Genomic DNA, 17240 nt, shown 5'->3' on the forward strand with positions numbered 1-17240 from the left:
AGATTATTAATATTATTAGTATTAAGTTCTATCATTATATTATTATTAGTCATAATAATAATTATTATCAGCCATAATATTATAATATCCATATAAAGCCATAATTATTATCGCTACTATTAAACCAAACCAAAACCATTTCTTAGCTTTTTTTGATGCTGTAGTTGCTCCTAGTTCGTCTGTCAATTCAAGTCGTGTCTTGACTTCAGTTCCATAAACAATTGTGACAATTCCGAATGGCAAATAAAAAACTGCCCATCTTCCAAGTACCAAACAGCATAGAAAAGTTAGTAAAATTGCTCGCATTCGATAGTTACGAATATTATTAGTTGTCATATTTACTTAAGCTATATTTTATACAATTCGCCAAATTTTAATCGTTTTGTCATCACTACCACTAGCTAAGGTCTGATTATCTGGACTAAAAGCTAGGGTGGTGATAATACCAGTGTGCCCGGTTAAAGTAGTTTTTAAAGTTCCGGTTGATAAATTCCAGACCTTTATTGTGCAATCATTACTTCCACTGGCAAGGATGCGGTTATCTGGACTAATCGCCAGAGACCAAATTGCTCCGCTATGTCCTTCCAAATTATACTTGAGATTCCAGGTTTTCGTATCCCAGACATAGATAGTTTTGTCTCCACAACCACTAACCAACATTTTATCATCTGAACTAAAGGCTAAAGCTTTGATAAAACTAGGATGCTTTAGGGTAAGAAATTTCAGAAATTTATCATCTTTAATGGGCAGTTCCCAAATCAGCATTTTCTTGTTTGTACCAGCAGTAGCTAAAGTTTGCCCATTGGGAGAAACAGCAAGAGCATAAACATAGCCTTGATGTTCGCTTAAACTGTGTATGACTCTACCGCCATTAGTTTCTAATTGCCAGATTTTGACAGTTCGATCTCGACTACCACTAATCAGTGTGCTCCCGTCAGGACTAACAACAAACCCATCGATCGGCTCGGAATGTCCCTTCAACGGTTTATACAAGAGTTTTCCTGTATTGGCATCCCATACCTTAATGCTTTTATCTGCGCTGGCAGTAAACAGGAGTTTATTGTCTTGACTAATATTTGCTAGTACCCAATCTGATTTTTCCTGCACAAATTTTTTCTGTAAATTTCCCCGTGCAACATCCCAAAACAGAACTGTTCTGTCATCACTGGAACTGAAAAGAGTTTTACCATCAGATGTGAAACCAAGCGAACAGACTACTTTTTCATGTTTTGTGAAATTATGGATGGGTTCAGGAGCAAAAAGAACTTCTCCTCCTAAATTAGCTTTGGGAAATCTCTCCTCAAAATCCTTGAGATGCTTCAAGAAACTAATAACCAAGTGCTTAAGCGCTGTTTCTCGATCTTTGACTTCTTGTAAAGATTTTTCTTGGTCTACATGAGCTAGTTCTTTTAATTTTTTAACTAGATCCAACAGGAGAATGTTTTCTGAGGATGGTTTTAAGGCTTTAAGATCAGATTTTACCCTATCAATTAATACATAAGCAATAGGAATCTCTAACTGGAAAGGTTTAGGAATTGCACCTGGCTTCTTTTTCATCGAACCATCAGGTTGGAGGGTTGCAAAGTCCATACCAATAGAACTTACAGGAATTAGACGTACTGGACAACCAGCTTTAACTCTACTATGAACTACATTTTTAAAGTCAGGGACTTTTTCTAGCAAGCGTTTTCTTACTTCTGAGAGATCGTCACAACGACACTCAACAAGCAAATCCCACTTACTGATAATAAAATGAACTGGCGTGTCTCTGTTACATTTATGTACCAGTTTCATCATGTTGGGTAAATGTTTCTGTAACCAGCGATTAACATCTTCAGTATTTAGGTCTTTGTCCTGCATGAATTTCAACAATTTTAGACCATCAATCATCACCAACACTGCATCAGCATTAGGGACATTTTTGTCAAAATCCAAAACTTCGTATTCACCTGGCAATATGTCTGTAATTATTCCTCCCCCATAGTCAATATAGGTAAACTGACAAACTGGAAAGTTTTCAAGACTAGGATTCTTAACACAACAAGTAAATGTGTTCTTCGTTAACTCCCTTGTTGCATAAGGCCAAGGACCTTTAGCAATAATTTGTGCATAAATTTCATTCAGTTTGATACATTGCTGATGATCGGGGACTTCCAGGAAAAGTCCTTCCCTGGTTGAAGTAGATAATTGCCTAAAAAGACTAGCTACAAATACTGTTTTGCCTGCTCCAGATGGTCCTAAAATAATAATATTGTAATTTTTCATACTTATTTAGTTTTAATTTTCATCTTCATAATGATTACCTTATTGCTTTAGTCGATCTACGATGATTTTAGAGTCAGGAAAATCTTGGCTCAGTTTATTGCTAATATATAAAAAACTTTTTAAAGCACTTTTAAAGGCTGTTGTTTTATCATTAATTTTGCCGATAGATTCATCTCTTATTTGACGTAACTCAGCTAAATTTTTATCGTTTTCTTCAATTTTTTTCTTGGCTGCTCCTAACAATAAGTTGTCAACTTTTTTGAGTGCTTATTTTATAAATTTTATCAATAATTCTTCCTCAAACTTCTCTTCATCTAAGATAATTGAAACTAAAAAATTAACAGTTATATCAATCAACATCTTGAATTTTAATGTTGCTCGTAATAATTGATTTAATATACTATCTTCACCAATACTTTCGTTGCTAAGAGTAATGAGTTGGTCAAGATTTACCTGAATCTCTTTCTCTAAAAGATCGGGTATAACACAAGATACAGGAACTTCCATGTGAAAAGGACGTGGAATTGAACCTGCAATCTTTTTCATACTGCCATCAGGTTGAGGTGTTGCAAAACCAGAACCGATTGAACTTACTGGAATCAGGCGTACTGGAGAACCTTCTTGATTTCTATTAACAACTAATTCTTTAAACTCAGGAATTTCTAGGAGGCGATCGCTTATTTCTTTTAAACCAAAATTATCATTTTCCAGCAAATCCCATTTACTAATTACGAACTGAATAGGTGCTTGACAATAGGACATCCATTTAATTATTGGAGGCAAGTCAAACTTTAAAAATTGACTATTTTTTTCTTGATTACTATTATTAATTAAGGCTTGAATTTTTTGACCATCTAAAAGACCCAAAATTGCATCAGCTTGTTTGATTATTTCTTGTAGCTCATAATCATCTTCCTCCATCTCCGCGAACCGTGCGCCAGCATAATCAAAATAAATAAACTGACAAATTGGAAAGTTTTCCAGATTAGGATTCTGGATATAACAAGTAAACTTCCACTTTGATAACTCATCACGTCTGGTTGATTCAGGCCATTTTCCAATAATCAAGTTTGTGTAAATATCATTCAGTAGTTTCTGTGATTCAAAATCCTCAGCTTCAAGATAGAAACCATATTCTCCTTGGGTTGATAACGATCTAAACATACTGGCCAGGAATACAGTTTTGCCTGCACCAGAAGCTCCTAAAGTTAATATTTTGTAACTTTTCATTGCCTACATTTCCTCTGAAAATATAACGATGCCAAGCGTAATGCTACTAGAGCAATTTCAACAGTTTTTTTGGATATTCTGAGTCTAGCATTACTTTTTAAGCTGAGGAGAGAAACTGCCTTTCAATAATTGATAATTGATAATGGATAATTGGTAATTACCTCTCCCTAAAAGGAAGAAGATTGAAAAAAAGGAAAATTTTTTCTCTCTTGGTCGATTGGATATGGCGAGGAGACCTCGCCATCCCATCCTGACGGACTGCTCCGCAAACGACCGCTTGTTTATCCTTTAAAGGAGAGACTTTAAGCCTTAATTATTCGGCAAGTCTCGCTCGAAGATAATTTTAGGGAAAGTTATATTGAAATAATTGAAATAGGGATACTTAAGTAAAAATATATTAAATTTTTCAAACTTTTTTTGATTTGGATAAATTTAGATGTTTTGAAGAAGGATATTTACAAGGAATTGAGATTTTAGCCTTTTACAACAGTTTTCAAGTCAATGAACCACATAAAAAAATGATAATTATGTAGGGACATTGCATTCAACCTCCCTACCATTTGTCAAAAATATTTATCAAATTGGTATAATGAATAAAAAAAGTCTAACTTTAACCGGATTATTTTTAACAACTATCCTCCTAATAACAATAAACTTATTTTCTGCCCAGAATGCCGAAAGTAAATCACAAAACCCTCTATCTCTTGGTTTTCAAATCATTAGTAATTCTCAGGGAACAACTCTTTATCAAAAAGATTTAGATTATCTACAAATTGTCGATCTAACTCAAGGCGCAAAAATCAATTTTATCTACGGAAATATCACAGACTTAGGTACTCAAAAAGGAGCTTACGGCGGTAACGATCCACAATTTGAACGTCAGACAATATCACAAGTATGGTCTAACTTATATTCAGAAAATTCAAGTTTATTTTGCATCACTAACGGTCAATTTTTTAGAAACGATAAAAACTCCTCTACAGGGTTAGCATTTCCTGTTAAGTCAGATGGAATTATAGTTAGTGACGGTTATGCCGGAGAAATAGAATTTCCCGATGAAAAGTTAATCCTAGAAGTCTGGAATGATAGAGCATTAATTACTAAATTTCAGCCAAATAATCTCCAATTATCAACAGCACCTAATCTTATTGTTGGTTTACAGGAAAATGCTGATAAAGGAATTGAAGATAAAACAGGTAGAACATTTATTGGAGTTAAAGACAAAGATGGCGATCGCCTTAATGAAACAATTTTAATTTTTACTTCTAAACAAGCAACTCAACTTCACGCTGCTAAAATTTTGAAAAGTTTCGGTGCAACTCAAGTAATCATGTTAGATGGTGGAGGTTCGACACAATTAATTTGTCAGGGAAATAGTTATATACATTCACCAAGAAGTATCCCTCAAATGATTGCTATTTTTAGTGGAAATGAATGAATAAAGAGGGAAAAAGGAAAAAGAATTTAGTAATCTAGGAGAGCCGGATTAAATAGGGTTTGCGCTCAAAAGTTTTATGAGTGAGGGTAGGAGACAGGAGAAAAGGGAATGAGCGAGGAGGTAGGAGTAAGAATTGTCCCTTGATTTTTCTGCCCAACTATGCGCCTAAAATACTAACTTTTTGAGCGTGAAGAGCTGAAAACCAGGCACTTTTTAAGGGTAAAAAAAAGGCTAAAACCTTTATCTGTAAATACTTTTAGATTTAATTAGCCAGCCCTAAATATTAAAAAACAAAGACTGCTGTTGACTAAACGTCAAAAATATAGACTATCCTAGACAAACCATGCTAACCTTGAGTAAAATAATTCAATCTTAGGAATGGCCAAATCTCATGGTTCCTTGAGAGGGATAGAAGCCAAAATTGAATATCATCCTGTCTTTGAGGAACTCGGATCATTGTATGAATCCTGGAAACGGTCTGCTCTCAACTGGATGCAAACTGAGAAGTTGTCAGAATCTGTTGTCGAAAAACGTTTAATGAAGCAGTTTAATATCCAATGGGCATGGGCTGATTCAATCGCCACTGAAGCTACTCAATGCTTAAGCCAATTAAAGACAGCTAAAACTAACAACATTGCTAAACTAGAACTACAAATTCAAGCTAAGACAAATGCTGCTAAAAAACTCATCACTAAACTAGAAAAAACTTTAAAATTAGCAACGAAAAAAGGTTTCCCACATATACAAGCACGAAATAAATTTGCTCATCAATTACTAGGTTTAAAAAGTAAAATTCAGTATTTGCAGCGTCTGAAACGAAAATTAAAGAAGTTAAAAAATACAGAACGTTTACACGTTTGTTTTGGTTCAAAGAAATTATTTAACGCTCAACATAATTTAGCAGAAAACGGATATCAAACCAGACAGGAATGGGTTTTTGATTGGAGAAAGAAACGTTCAGGCAGGTTTTTCTGTGTGGGAAAATCTCAGTCAGGCGGTGGAACTATGATGAAAGTTTTCCCATTACAAGAGGATGGATTGTACCAACTACAAATTCAAGTACCTAGACCATTACAGGATAAATATGCTCAGAAAATACAGTTAGTTTTTTCTGTTTATGACAGGAGTGGTCGATATAGAAGCTCAGACTTAGATTATGCTTTAAATAATTTAAAACCCATCACAATTTCTATTTTTCGTCGGGAACACAAACGAGACAATTGGTACATACATCTTTCTACTTATGTACCAGAAATTCCAGTAGTTCATACTAGAAAAAATGGCTGTATAGGTGTTGATTTTAATGCCGACTCCATTTCAGTTACTTATGTTAAATGGGATGGCAACATTGAATACTTAAAAGAAATCCCCTATAAGTGGAAAAATAAAACTACAGGACAACGGCAAGCATCCATGAGAAATAGTGTTTCTCAAATAGTCGAATTAGCAGAGTTTTTTGAATGTGCAATAGCCATTGAATCTCTAGATTTTACCAAGAAAAAATCCAAGATGAGTGAGGAAAGTAAAGTTTATAATGATATGCTTTCTAATTTATCTACAGGAATGTTTAGAGAGGCTTTAGAGTCACGTTGTAGAAGATTTGGAGTTGAATTAATCAAAGTTAATCCAGCTTTTACCAGTGTGATAGGAATGATTAATTATATGGGTAAATACGGCCTAAATAGTGGTACTGCTGCTGCTTTAGTAATTAGTCGTAGAGCCTTAAAGTTATCAGAAAAAATCCCCAAATGTTTGTTGAAACCGGAGGATGTCAACAAACATGATTGGAGTCATTGGAGGCGAGTTGCTAGTTTTATTAAACTGCATCGTATTCAGAGGACTCAACTTTTTCAATGGAAGAAAGCCCTAGAGGGTATCCTCACCCATAGTTTATGGGCGGAACATGAACTTTCACAGCAAGTACACATTGAAACGGGTGAGCCACAAACTCATTTGCAATCACCGATGGCAAATGTCTAGCGCGTGTCTAGTTTTCAAGAAGGTGGAAGTCCAGAGAAAATTTATTTTACTTGTATGATAATCAAATTATTTTACAAGAGAAATTTCTTGATCTGCGACTACTTCTGAGTTTGCATTATCAGCAATATTATCCTCAATTAAATCTAGTTCACCACCAGGTGCTTCAGGATGCTGTTGAACAAATGTTTCTTCTACTGGTACTTCCATAGACTCATCACTAGCATCAACATTAGCTTCTGCTTTACGAGAAATATAACGAGTAGCAAAAAAAGCACCTAACCCAGTTAAACCTAGTGTACCAGCAGCGATACCAGCAATAGCAAAGTCAGACTTACCAGGAAATTTTTTGCTTAACCAAGAATCTAGTGACATTAAAGATTTTTCTGATGATGTGGAGCTTTTACCTTTGCCACTAAAAGGACAAGCTTCTACAGAATTAGCAAAAAGTACACCACTAGCGATCGCTACAGTAGAAAAGGCAGTGGCCATAATATTCAGCTTTTTCATTTTTGTTTGGTTTGTAAAGTAACTTTAGGAATGTAATGTTAACAGCAATTTCCCAAAGTTGCAACTAATACTCTTTCACGGAACTCATGCATTCAAAAGTCAAAAGTAAGCTTTTATCAGCTCAGAACTTTGACGCTACAGTAATTTCAGAAAATTATTTCGCACTTAAATTGACATAAGAAAAAAGCTTTGTTATCTCCTGCTGACTAAACTTATAAATCAATTGGTAGATACAAGTTTTTTATATTAGGAAAAAACCTATAGCAATCCTATTTAAGTTGTAATATTTTGGTGGTAGGGGCTAATAGCCATTCGCCCCTACAGGAGTTAGGTAGGAGAGTCGTCGGATTGGCGACATACAGTCAGGAGTCATGATTTTAAAGGTTTTTAGCGCCAATTAACTATTATAAAAACTATCACAACTAATTTAGGATTGCTATAACTACTAAAAAATAATAAATGAGGTTTATTCCTTAATAATTAAATTAATTTTATTCCTCTGAATCAACCTCACTTATTTCTTGATTGGGATTGAGACAAGTAGCAAATAATTCTTCTGTTGATAATTTAACATTAGCACTTAAACCAATCACACAGGAGGAAAAACTTTCTGGCAATAAACTAAGACGACAACTTTCTAATACAGTAGCTTCATTAGATGTATCTTTAACTGACTTATTAATCTTTTTCACACAAGTTCCTAATTCATCAACTCTTCTCACCCTTTGACAATTAAATAAAATTTCTTCTGCCGGAAGTTCTTCTGTTGTATTATCATAAATTTTTGTGACACATCTTGATAAATCTCTAGGCTTTAAAGCTGCACCACAAGCATTAGCTACTTCTGACTCAGATAAACCTATGCTTAATAAATCCCTAGAGCAAATTCTAAATGATTTTCTATTTGCTTGGGCTGTTGCTACTTCAGGAATAACCATCAACAAACTACAACTAAAAAGTTGTATTGCTGCTAAAAATATCCAGCGTTTACTCAAGTATTTCTTAGGTGCAGATAAGGGAAATTTATCAGAGAAATTCATATTAGCCATAACAAATAATAAAAGTTAAACTCAATAGTAGACAATTGACAAAGTAGCAATTCAATAGTATATGATATAGGATTGTGGCTAAATTTTACATTAATGAGGAAATTATTATGTCTAGATATAGAGGTCCACGTTTAAGAATAGTGCGTCGCCTGGGCGATTTACCAGGACTAACTCGTAAAAGTGCCAGACGTGCTTATCCACCTGGTCAACATGGTCAAAATCGCAGAAAGCGTTCAGAATATGCGATTCGACTGGAAGAGAAACAGAAACTACTATATAACTATGGTCTTTCTGAACGCCAACTCCTACGTTATGTAAAAAAGGCTCGTCGTGCAGCAGGTTCTACAGGGCAAGTATTACTACAATTTCTAGAAATGCGTTTAGATAATACCGTATTTCGTTTAGGAATGGCTCCAACTATTCCCGGCGCAAGACAGTTAGTTAATCATGGTCATGTAACAGTTAATGGTAAGGTAGTAAGTATTGCTAGCTATCAGTGTAAGCCAGGAGAGGTAATTAGTGTTAAAGAAAAAGAAAAATCTAAGGAAATGGTAAAGACTAATCTCCAATATCCAGGTTTAGCTAATATTCCTAGCCATTTAGAATTTGATAAAGACAAACTGGTTGGTAAAGTTAATGGTGTTGTGGAACGGGAGTGGGTGGCGCTTCAAATTAACGAACTCTTAGTTGTAGAATATTATTCCAGACAAGCCTAATTTTTCTTTTTCATAGCAAAAGGAAGTAAGGTATAGCGCTACGCGCAAGTCAAAAGTTAAAAATCAAAAGTTAAAAGTCAAAAGTAATCCCTGACTGAGTTTTAGCATTTGTAAATCTCCTAACCTTTGCTGCGACTGCTATAAAAGTTTGATTATTATATCTAATTGTTTGGGCTATTCCATAATTTTTAGTAGTTAAACAGTAAATATAGATAGGAAAAAGAATGTAGGGAGGTTCCATGGAACCTCCCTACAAAGTTTTGAGAATTTGACTTTTAACTTTTGACTTGATCAAGTCCTGCCTTTTTTTTCTTACTTTTGACTTTTGACTTTTGACTTTTAACTTTCCTTTTATCCTCCAATTTGCGACATAGTTCGACTATAAATTCCAGTAGTACCAGACTTTCTTTGCTTAAAATTAATTTCTGGTTTTATACCTAATAAATATTCGACCTGCTGCCGTAACTCTCCAACAGAAACTCCATTACGCAGACCATTTTTTAAATCTATTTGACCCATTTCATTCAAAAGGCAAGGTCTTAACAATCCATCCGCAGAAAGACGCATTCTATTACAGCGATCGCAAAAGCATTCGGACATTTGACTAATAAACCCCAGGGTTCCCTTTGCTCCAGGAATTTGAAATATATCGGCAGGTCCATTTCCTCGGACAAAAGATTCTGTTAGTCCCCATTTTTTCCTTATCCTTTGCCGTAATTCTTCAGAAGAAATCCAACCTCTATCATCAAATAATTTATCATTACCTATGGGCATAAATTCAATAAATCGAATGTGCCAATTACGGTCAATAGTTAAAGCTGCTAAATCTAAAACTTCATGGTCATTAACCCCAGGAATAACAACTACATTTATTTTTAAAGGGTCAAAACCCACTTCATAAGCAGCTTGAATACCATTCCAAACAAGTTGCCAACGACTACGACCTCTATTACCAATAATTAAATTAAAAGTATCTGAGTCTAGAGAATCTAAACTAATATTAATTCTACTTAAACCAGCTTGATATAAATCTTTTGCCATATCTGCTAATAAAAATCCATTAGTCGTCATAGATAAATCTTTTGTTTCTGGAAAAGAAGCGATCGCCTCAATCAAATCTACAAGATCAGGACGTAATAAAGGTTCACCTCCAGTCAAGCGAAACCTAGTAAAACCGACAGGAATAAACACCTCTTTAAGTAGAGTTAGTAATTCATTATTAGTCAATAAATTTTGTTTTAAGATATAGTCAATTTCTTCACCTTCTGGCATACAATATTGACACCGAAAATTGCAACGATCTATCAAACTAATTCTGAGATAATCAACCTTGTTCATATTAAAATTTATATGTTAAGACAATGTTAATTTTACTTTATTGGCTGGATATTTGCCAGTTATAGTCATTTTTTTTTATACTCCAATTTATCTAAGTAGGTAGGTCAAATTAAATAGAAAATGATTGTTGAGAGGGAACAGGGGAACATAAGAAATGTGGATAGTGATTAAAGAATTTCTCTCAGCTCACCTGGCATCTGCCTATTGGTTTTATATTTTTTTACACCCACCTACTTAAATATTGCTAGTCTTAGTAAAAATTTCGGTAGTCAACACCTAAATAATTTTAGAGTATTCCCATACAGGTTAGGAAAAAATAGGTTTGTTTAAATGATACTATAACAATTACTACCTCAGCTATTAGCTATCAGCTTTTTAATTTTTCTCTAGATGTTGACTTGAGCAGATTAGTTGCCGTACTCGATCAACATAAAAGCTGCTATATCAGTATTGGTAAGGAGTATTGTTGATATTTCAATTGACTGTATAATTTTTAGTGTTTATTCTTAGATAAGATTCTTCTTCAAATATCTAACTTTGTCAGCAGCATTCAGCTAACAGCTAAGAGCTGACGGCGATTAATTTATTATCTTTGAAAGAGGAAGTAGAATTGAAAGATTGAGCAAAAATTAAAAGTTACTCTCAAAGTAGATTAAAGACTGTTTGTCAAATAAGTATTAAGAGAGATGCGTAGTGACTAAAATCTAAAAGCGGTAGTACTTAAAGAGATTGAAATTTGGTAGATACCAGAGGTGGAAAGGTACATATATTCCTAGATTTTTAACTGACAAGTAGTTGTCTTGATTTTTTCCTCCCTCCATACCAGTTAAGTGTTAAGTTTTAAGTGTTCCCTATCTCCTTTTTATATTTCCTGATACATTCAGTCTCTTAGCTAATCTTCCTCATTAATTAAAAAGCTATTAGTGCATTATGCTCTAGAAAAAACTGACTGCTAATACTTGAATGCTTACCTAACTTTTTATAATATATAGCAATATGATTTGAGTTGTGAGATATTGGATAATTTTAGGGAACAGGCACTATTGCTACAGGCAACAGGGAAGAAGAAAAAAATGTATCTTAATTCATAAAATAATTGCTATATTCTATGCCTTTAAACGAACACCTCAATTCTCACATCTGATTCCTGATTGCTATAGCAGTTTTCATATTAATCAGGTACAGTATTTTTTTATCTTCCTTCTTCCTTTTTCCTTTTTCCTTATTCTCTTTTCCCTAAAATCGAAAACTTGTAAAATTAAGCAGATCATGTATAAATTAAAATCTCTATTTATCAAAACTCCATCCCAAGAAACTGAGAATGAACTTGATGAACTCCCAAAAAACATTACTTCTAGTTTAAATCAACAAATTCAGGCTTTACCTTGTCATTCTGGATATCTCGAAATTGTGCAATCTACTTTAGAACAAGCATTACTTCAATGGCAAAATAATCCAGAGACAAATGAACTGGTAATTCTCAGTAGTTCTATAGAACCTTTATCCCAAATTATTCAGTCAGCTTTAGCTAACTGGAATTATGAAGGTATCGAAGATATTAAGTTATTATCCTGGTCAAATAGACCTAAAGATTCCTGGAATATTGTTCCTAATTTACAAAAAGATTTAGGTCTGTCTGCAAAGTTAGATGTTGATAATAATTCTGGGAAATTTAAGGAATTGGTAGTTATTCCTTGTTTTGAGTTTTGCTTCCTACGACAAATACATGGTTTAGATGGAATTGAATTTTTAAGAAATAGAATCTTTCAAGACCACTCTCGATTTTGGTTAATTGGTTGTAATTCTTTAACATGGCAATATCTTGATCATGTTTATAATATTAAGTCTTACTTTGAAAAAACTCTATCATTACCAACTCTGACAGGAGAAGAAATTATGGAATGGTTGACTCCTGTAATTAATCAACTGGAGTTTAAAAACAACGATCGAGATGAGGAAAAACAAATTGCTAAAATCAAAGAAAATTTTGATTCTTTATCCTATGTTTCCCAAGGATTAAGTTCAGTAGCTGCTCAATTATGGTTACAATCTTTAAGTATAGCAAATCTGGAAAATATTAATACTCAAAATGTTAATACTCAACCAGAAGATACAGAAACTATTCTGGTGGAGTACAAAAAAATTAAATCATTAGATTTACCAGAATCAGAATTTACGGCTGATGACCGCTATCTTTTATTTTCTATGCTTTTGCACAAAGAAATTAATTTATATGACCTAGCTTTGAGTTTAGGAGAATCTGAAAGTATCATTCAATTCCAAATTGAAAAATTATTACGCCTGGGAATAATTCAACCTTTAAATAATTTATTTAGCGTTCATCCTGCATATTATTTAAAACTGTGTAGGCATTTAAAAAAATATAATTTTATAACTGACTTAATAGAATGACTTTATCTTTAAATTATCTAGAATTAACAATTTTTTTTCATCTTAATATACTCACAGTAGAAAATGGATTAAATGGAATAAGCATCAAGAATATAAATTTTCAGACTATTCTACAAACAGTAATTGCTCTATTTCTTGCTTATGGTTTTCTGATCAGCGTTAAATTTTTAAGTAAGTGGTTGTCAGAAAGAGTACCTTTAAGATTTCGAGCGGCAGCTAAACAATCAGAGCCTTTTCTACAAGCCTTAATTTTATTTACTACTACAATTTATGTACTAAGTTTATTCTTGCAACTTTCGACTCAAAATTTATTAGCAATAACAGGTACAATTGCTGTAGCTTTGGGTTTCGCTTTTAAAGATTATGTTAGTTCTCTAATTGCTGGAGTAGTAGCTCTATTTGAAATTCCCTATAGAGTTGGAGATCGGGTAAAAATAGGAGACAATTATGGTGAAATTGTTAGTTATGATTTGCGGGGAATTCGTTTACTAACTATTGAAGATAATCTCATATTTATTCCCCATAATAAAATTTGGAATGAGCCAATATCTAATGCTAATAATGGCGCATTAGAAGCTCAAGTTACAACTAATTTTTATTTAGCTCATGAAGTAGATTCTGAACTGGTGATTAAAATTTTATATCTTGCTGCTTATACAAGTAAATACACTCAATTAAAACTGCCGATTAGAGTATTAGTTGAGGAAAAACTTTGGGGAACTCAATTTCAGTTAAAGTCTTATCCTATAGATGCCAGGGATGAATATATTTACAAAACTGACTTAGTGAGGCGAGTGAAACAAGCTTTTGCTCAACATAATTTTACTTATCCTAAAAGTTATTTCAGTAACGAATAAATATATAAGTAGTTGTGCAAAATAAATTTCCTAGTTGAGGGAGGAAACAGGGAAAAGGGAAAAGGGATTCAATAGGATGTGTAATTAATTTTGTTTATAAACTTGATTGTGAGATATTGTAGGCTTTTAGGCAATAGCTAATATTGCAACAGAGAAGAAAAAAGATAAATAATATATAGAAATAAATAATATAAAATCTCATCTATTCTTTCTACATCTCTTTGAGAGTAGGGAGCAGGGTTCAAAGACATAATATATCTTGGCTTAATACCGATAATCGTTAAAAAAATGACTGAAGCTTACTTATTACTTAATAACTGAAGTTTTATCGGAAGTATAGCATTCTTTTTGGGAATTGGTATAACTTCTAGGATGGGAAAAACTACTTCTCCTTTTGTGTTTATAGGATTATTTTTAATAATTTATATAAGTAAAATTAAACACTGGTTTCAAAATATTTAATTGACTAAAACAAATATTTGACAAAATTTATACTATTAACCTTCCTGTGAGTAGTAAGCTTTAAACCTAATTTTCTTGGTCATCGGGATACACCGAAGTACGCCTCATACTTTTATACCGCTAAACTCAGAAATTTATTCTACTGCTTACCGACAAACCAGCTATAGAAAATAGAATGGTGGGTTGCCTGATTTTTGGTTAATAATTGACAAAAAATAAATCAAAAGATATCAATATAATAAGATTTATCAAAAAAAAATAATAAGATTTATCAAAAAAAATAAACAAAAGTAATGATTAACATTTAGCAATTAGTAATATAGCCCACCCTGGCCTAAAAATACATTTATGTAAGCTCCCAGAGCATCTAGGAGAGAATTAACAAAACTTCACTAGCTTAATAACTAAGTTGAGCATAAAAAAAAGATGATAAATTTTGCAACATTATTAAGAGGTACTAGGATTTGAAAGCCAACTTAAAAAAATTAGTTTCCTAACGCACAATTTTAATATCTATCACACTCGTAGTCTGGAGTACATGGTTAACTTTACTCGGTAATTGGCAAATAGCCCTAACAATGGTCTTTGGGTCAGCGATCGCTGGGGGGACAAGTTTGGGGGGAGAAGCTGTCGCATTTCCGGTTTTTACCAAAATTCTGCACATTTCACCTTCTGATGCTAAAATATTTTCCCTTGCCATTCAAAGTGTAGGTATGACTGCTGCTGCCGTTGCAATTTTTTTAACTGGAATTAAAGTAGAATTACGGGTAATTTTTTGGGGTAGTCTAGGTGGCTTTTTAGGAGTATTTATGGGCTCTGGTTTTTTAGCCCCTCTTATACCCCCTGATGTAATTAAAATGTCTTTCACTGTTATGCTCACCAGCTTTGCGATTACTTTATTAAAATTAAACCAACAGCCGAGAGAGTTACATACAGCTATGCCAGTTTGGACAGTTAAAGAGCAGAGAATTTGGCTAATAGCTGGATTTCTTGGAGGGATGATGAGTGGTTTAGTTGGTAGTGGTATTGATGTCTTTACTTTTTCTGTCATGGTAGTTTTGTTTGGCCTTTGCGAAAAGGTTGCTACCCCCACCTCCGTAATTCTAATGGCGGTTAATGCTATGGCTGGATTTATTTTACAAGTCTTTGTTTTCCAGGATTTTATAGATCCAGTCCGTAGTTATTGGTTTGCAGCAATTCCAGTAGTTGTTGTTGGGGCACCTCTTGGGGCAATATGTTGTAACCTTTTGCGCCGAGAAACTATTGCCAATATCCTGATTGGTCTAATTTTTATAGAAGTTGTTTCCTCTTTAATTGTGATTAATTTGACATCAATAGTAATGTACTCCAGCTTGATAGCTTTAGTCGTATTCTCCTGTTTAAATTACTGGATGTACCGCACGAAAATCTATCATCAAAATCAAAAAGAATCTTATAATTACGAGTTTTCTAAGCAAGAGTCGTCAACTTCTGCGGGCTAAAGCCCCGCAGCTTGAGCCACCCAAGGCTTAACTAAGAGTTGGCTAGACCACAGAGCCAAAAACGATAACACCTCTGGGTATTTCCCTAGCCCGGACTATTTGTTGGCTTTCTTGGGTGAAGGCATTGCGTCAATGCAAGACACAACGTTTTTGGTGGTCTTAGGGACACACAACTTGTTCTAATAGGATTATCTCCATGATTAGAGTACCGGTTCACAATCCAGACGGTTCCCCTGCAATGCCGACAAAAGCATCGCGGGCCTGCCGTTGGGTAAAGTCCGGAAAAGCTACAGAACATTGGAATGACATCGGCTTGTACTATGTCCGTCTGGTAGCTGAACCATCAGGTCGTAAAACTCAGAAAATAGCAGTTGGCTGCGACCCTGGCAAAAACTATACGGGAATCGCGGTTCAATCTGCTAAGTTCACCCTTTTTACAGCCCATTTGGTTTTGCCTTTCGACCGCGTTAAAGGACGGCTTGGCTCTGCTGTTATCAAGGAAGGCAAAGTAATTAAAAATGTTAGAAACCGAGCATTGCAACGTCGGGTACGGCGTGGTAGAAGGATTAACACAAAAGTACCTTTTAGCCTACGCGCTCATCGCCAAAAACGATTTAATAATCGCACTAAAAAAGGAAAAATAGCTCCATCTATTCGAGCTTCTAGGGAAATGGAAATCAGAATAATAACTGAAATTTCTCAAGTATTTCCTATTAGCAAAATTGTTTACGAATTGGTTAAAACTGATGTCGATTTAACTAGCGGTAGAAAAAGGGCGCGTTCAGGCCAAGGGTTTTCTCCCGTCATGGTGGGGCAACACTGGTGTGTAGAGCAACTTAAGTCTATTGCCCCAGTTAAAACTGTTTATGGTTGGCAGAAAAATAATAACGGGACCAGTCAAATCCGCCGATATTTAAAGCTGGAGAAAATCAAAGATAAAAAGGCTCAAGTACCAGAATCTCATGCAGTAGATGGGATTGCTTTGGCGGCAAGTGAGTTTGTCCGTCACGGCGTAACCCCGGGTAAAAAAAGCGATATTTGGGGATGGAAAGGTTTGATTAACATTACTCCTTGCATTTTCCGAGTTATAACCAGACCTGCCTATTTCCGTCGCGCTTTGCACTTTGATAATGCTGAGAAAGGCGGTATTCGCAAACGCAAAGGAGGGACAATTACTCCTTTTAATGTCCGCTATGGCGATAAAGTTTTAGCAAAAAAAGCAGGGTTTACTTACATTGGATGGGTTGGTGGCTTCACTGATGCTAAAGCCAAAAACATTAGCGTTTATGACCACAACTGGAAAAGACTCGGACAATTTTCTCACTCGAAAGTCCAACTTATTCGTCGTTCAAATAAACTTTGCGTTATTTAATCAGCCACGGCGATTGAAATCGCCGTTTGCCTTTCCTCCACGATGCAAAAAAGACGTGGATTCCAGGCTCTCGATTAGTCCTCTTGAAGAATTGCTATGTCAAAATATTAGAATAGTTAATTCCGTAAGGTGC

Annotated in this window: 14 protein-coding genes; 7 read left to right on the forward strand and 7 right to left on the reverse strand. The window is 34.4% G+C overall.

The genetic code is table 11. The features are described 5' to 3' along the window. Nucleotides 1-45: 45 nt before the first annotated feature. From ACP6PM_RS11570 to ACP6PM_RS11585, 4 genes are read right to left on the reverse strand one after another with little or no spacing between them, the layout of a single operon-like run. Nucleotides 46-336, reverse strand: a complete 291-nt coding sequence (locus ACP6PM_RS11570) for a CD225/dispanin family protein (protein WP_426584727.1) — start codon at nt 334-336, stop codon at nt 46-48. Nucleotides 337-354: 18 nt separating this feature from the next. After that, nucleotides 355-2265: a hypothetical protein gene (locus ACP6PM_RS11575; protein ID WP_426584729.1), complete on the reverse strand. Its 1911-nt coding sequence runs from the start codon at nt 2263-2265 to the stop codon at nt 355-357. A 39-nt stretch (nt 2266-2304) separates the two neighbouring features. Beyond that, nucleotides 2305-2508, reverse strand: coding sequence for a hypothetical protein (locus ACP6PM_RS11580; RefSeq protein ID WP_426584731.1), 204 nt, complete (start codon nt 2506-2508; stop codon nt 2305-2307). 24 nt (nt 2509-2532) lie between these two features. Next, on the reverse strand, nt 2533-3495 hold the full coding sequence (locus ACP6PM_RS11585; RefSeq protein ID WP_426584732.1) for a TRAFAC clade GTPase domain-containing protein: 963 nt from the start codon (nt 3493-3495) through the stop codon (nt 2533-2535). 589 nt (nt 3496-4084) lie between these two features. Between ACP6PM_RS11585 and ACP6PM_RS11590 the strand changes: the two genes are divergently transcribed. Beyond that, the gene (locus tag ACP6PM_RS11590; protein ID WP_426584734.1) at nt 4085-4933 is read left to right on the forward strand and encodes a phosphodiester glycosidase family protein; all 849 of its coding nucleotides are present in this window, start codon (nt 4085-4087) and stop codon (nt 4931-4933) included. A 378-nt stretch (nt 4934-5311) separates the two neighbouring features. Further along, nucleotides 5312-6913 carry an IS200/IS605 family accessory protein TnpB-related protein gene (locus ACP6PM_RS11595; protein ID WP_426584736.1) on the forward strand — a complete coding sequence of 534 codons (1602 nt, stop codon included), beginning with the start codon at nt 5312-5314 and terminating at the stop codon, nt 6911-6913. A gap of 66 nt (nt 6914-6979) precedes the next feature. On the opposite strand, the gene ACP6PM_RS11600 is transcribed toward ACP6PM_RS11595, so the two are convergent. Next, nucleotides 6980-7420, reverse strand: coding sequence for a hypothetical protein (locus ACP6PM_RS11600; RefSeq protein ID WP_426584738.1), 441 nt, complete (start codon nt 7418-7420; stop codon nt 6980-6982). Nucleotides 7421-7911: 491 nt separating this feature from the next. Beyond that, on the reverse strand, nt 7912-8469 hold the full coding sequence (locus ACP6PM_RS11605) for a hypothetical protein (RefSeq protein WP_426584740.1): 558 nt from the start codon (nt 8467-8469) through the stop codon (nt 7912-7914). Nucleotides 8470-8576: 107 nt separating this feature from the next. Here ACP6PM_RS11605 and rpsD point away from each other — a divergent pair, with 107 nt between their 5' ends. Then, nucleotides 8577-9185 (forward strand): 30S ribosomal protein S4, encoded by a 609-nt coding sequence (gene rpsD, locus ACP6PM_RS11610; protein WP_293106130.1) that lies wholly within the window; start codon nt 8577-8579, stop codon nt 9183-9185. A 351-nt stretch (nt 9186-9536) separates the two neighbouring features. Here rpsD and moaA read toward each other — a convergent pair whose 3' ends face one another. Continuing rightward, a complete protein-coding gene (gene moaA / locus ACP6PM_RS11615; protein WP_426584741.1) occupies nt 9537-10523 on the reverse strand; it encodes a GTP 3',8-cyclase MoaA in 987 nt (328 codons plus the stop codon). A gap of 1269 nt (nt 10524-11792) precedes the next feature. Between moaA and ACP6PM_RS11620 the strand changes: the two genes are divergently transcribed. The 4 genes from ACP6PM_RS11620 (at nt 11793) to ACP6PM_RS11635 (ending at nt 17107) form a co-directional block, all read left to right on the forward strand. Then, nucleotides 11793-12935, forward strand: a complete 1143-nt coding sequence (locus ACP6PM_RS11620; RefSeq protein WP_426584743.1) for a hypothetical protein — start codon at nt 11793-11795, stop codon at nt 12933-12935. Next, complete coding sequence (locus tag ACP6PM_RS11625; RefSeq protein ID WP_426584745.1) at nt 12932-13792, forward strand: mechanosensitive ion channel family protein; 861 nt, start codon at nt 12932-12934, stop codon at nt 13790-13792. Before ACP6PM_RS11620 ends, ACP6PM_RS11625 begins: the two co-directional genes overlap by 4 nt. A gap of 1040 nt (nt 13793-14832) precedes the next feature. After that, nucleotides 14833-15735 (forward strand): sulfite exporter TauE/SafE family protein, encoded by a 903-nt coding sequence (locus ACP6PM_RS11630; RefSeq protein WP_426584747.1) that lies wholly within the window; start codon nt 14833-14835, stop codon nt 15733-15735. A gap of 196 nt (nt 15736-15931) precedes the next feature. Next, nucleotides 15932-17107, forward strand: coding sequence for an RRXRR domain-containing protein (locus ACP6PM_RS11635; RefSeq protein WP_426584749.1), 1176 nt, complete (start codon nt 15932-15934; stop codon nt 17105-17107). Nucleotides 17108-17240 lie beyond the last annotated feature (133 nt).

It is taken from the genome of Dapis brunnea BLCC-M229, assembly GCF_050015995.1.
GTDB lineage: Bacteria > Cyanobacteriota > Cyanobacteriia > Cyanobacteriales > Microcoleaceae > Trichodesmium.

Coding starts and splice junctions, on each gene's coding strand:
- ACP6PM_RS11575 (WP_426584729.1), bottom strand. CDS start 2,265: ATGAAAAATTACAATATTATTATTTTAGGACCATCTGGAGCAGGCAAA.
- ACP6PM_RS11630 (WP_426584747.1), top strand. CDS start 14,833: ATGGTCTTTGGGTCAGCGATCGCTGGGGGGACAAGTTTGGGGGGAGAA.
- ACP6PM_RS11625 (WP_426584745.1), top strand. CDS start 12,932: ATGACTTTATCTTTAAATTATCTAGAATTAACAATTTTTTTTCATCTT.
- rpsD (WP_293106130.1), top strand. CDS start 8,577: ATGTCTAGATATAGAGGTCCACGTTTAAGAATAGTGCGTCGCCTGGGC.
- moaA (WP_426584741.1), bottom strand. CDS start 10,523: ATGAACAAGGTTGATTATCTCAGAATTAGTTTGATAGATCGTTGCAAT.
- ACP6PM_RS11600 (WP_426584738.1), bottom strand. CDS start 7,420: ATGAAAAAGCTGAATATTATGGCCACTGCCTTTTCTACTGTAGCGATC.
- ACP6PM_RS11635 (WP_426584749.1), top strand. CDS start 15,932: ATGATTAGAGTACCGGTTCACAATCCAGACGGTTCCCCTGCAATGCCG.
- ACP6PM_RS11595 (WP_426584736.1), top strand. CDS start 5,312: ATGGCCAAATCTCATGGTTCCTTGAGAGGGATAGAAGCCAAAATTGAA.
- ACP6PM_RS11585 (WP_426584732.1), bottom strand. CDS start 3,495: ATGAAAAGTTACAAAATATTAACTTTAGGAGCTTCTGGTGCAGGCAAA.
- ACP6PM_RS11570 (WP_426584727.1), bottom strand. CDS start 336: ATGACAACTAATAATATTCGTAACTATCGAATGCGAGCAATTTTACTA.
- ACP6PM_RS11620 (WP_426584743.1), top strand. CDS start 11,793: ATGTATAAATTAAAATCTCTATTTATCAAAACTCCATCCCAAGAAACT.
- ACP6PM_RS11590 (WP_426584734.1), top strand. CDS start 4,085: ATGAATAAAAAAAGTCTAACTTTAACCGGATTATTTTTAACAACTATC.
- ACP6PM_RS11605 (WP_426584740.1), bottom strand. CDS start 8,469: ATGGCTAATATGAATTTCTCTGATAAATTTCCCTTATCTGCACCTAAG.